Origin of the sequence: Comamonas sp. GCA5, assembly GCF_036541385.1 — a bacterium.
GTDB classification, from domain to species: domain Bacteria; phylum Pseudomonadota; class Gammaproteobacteria; order Burkholderiales; family Burkholderiaceae_C; genus Comamonas; species Comamonas aquatica.
This window is the reverse complement of sequence record NZ_JAZHFR010000196.1, coordinates 1-929: the sequence shown is the minus strand read 5'-3', so window position 1 is coordinate 929 and position 929 is coordinate 1. Positions and strand designations below refer to the sequence as shown.

The 929-nt window shown below is 70.1% G+C and carries 2 protein-coding genes; one reads left to right on the top strand and one right to left on the bottom strand.

Features of this window, described 5'->3' with window-relative positions; translation table 11 throughout:
* Positions 1-80 precede the first annotated feature (80 nt).
* On the bottom strand, positions 81-593 hold the full coding sequence (locus SJH88_RS19205) for a YbfB/YjiJ family MFS transporter (protein ID WP_274755397.1): 513 nt from the start codon (positions 591-593) through the stop codon (positions 81-83).
* 76 nt (positions 594-669) lie between these two features.
* On the opposite strand from SJH88_RS19205, the gene SJH88_RS19200 reads away from it, so the two are divergent.
* A partial coding sequence (locus tag SJH88_RS19200; RefSeq protein WP_274755396.1) for a LysR family transcriptional regulator occupies positions 670-929 on the top strand: 260 nt, incomplete at its 3' end.

Sequence of the window (929 nt, the reverse complement as noted above, 5' to 3'; positions counted from 1 at the left end):
CGCCGGCAGCTGGCGCGCCTGGCGCACGCCCACCCACGGTGGTGGCCGCGCAGACCAGGGCCAGGCCCACCAGACGGCGCTCAGGCTTTGCTGGCCAGGGCCGGCACCAGGGTGGCCGACAGCAGCGCGCCCACGCCGATGCCGCTGAACATCAGCGGCCCCAGCGCCGCGCGGCGTGCCAGCGGCGTGGCCGCCATGGCCACCGAGGGGCCCAGCACCATCAGCGTGGCCCCGGCAATGCCGGACACCAGGCGCCAGACGAAGAACACGGCCATGGGCTGGGCCATGCTGCAGCCCAGAAAACTCAGCGTCACCGCGATCCAGCAGCCCTGCAGCACGCGCACGGCGCCCAGGCGTTCGGCCAGCGGCGCGGCGGCCAGCGCCCCGATCAGGTAGCCCAGCAGGTTGGCCGCGCCCAGGTAGGCCACCTGCTCGCCGGTGAACCAGCCGGCCAGCACCATCTGCGGCATCAGCGCGGTGTAGGCAAAGCGCGCCAGCCCGACGCCGCTGAGCGTGGCCAGAAAGCCGGTGAGGAAAAGCGGAAGTTCGTTGCGTTGGATCACGGCGCGCAGGGTCGGGTGGCAGGAGTCCACAGCTTAGCGGCGTGCTGCATCTTGTCCAATGATTCAAAATGAAGGCAGGAATCTTCTTTCGTGATGAGGTGGTGGCATGCAACTCAAATCCCTGCGCATCTTCGAGGCCGTGTGCGAGACCGGTAGTTTCGGCGCGGCCGCGCAACAGCTGCACACCGTGCAGTCCAACGTGACGGCCCACATCAAGAAGCTGGAGGAAGAGCTGGGTGCGCAACTGCTGGAGCGCAGCACGCCGGTGGTGCCGACCTCGGCCGGGCGGCTGCTGCGCGGCCATGCGCGGCACATGCTGGCCTCGCACGACGAGGTGCTGGCCCTGCTGCAGGGCGCCAGGCGGCG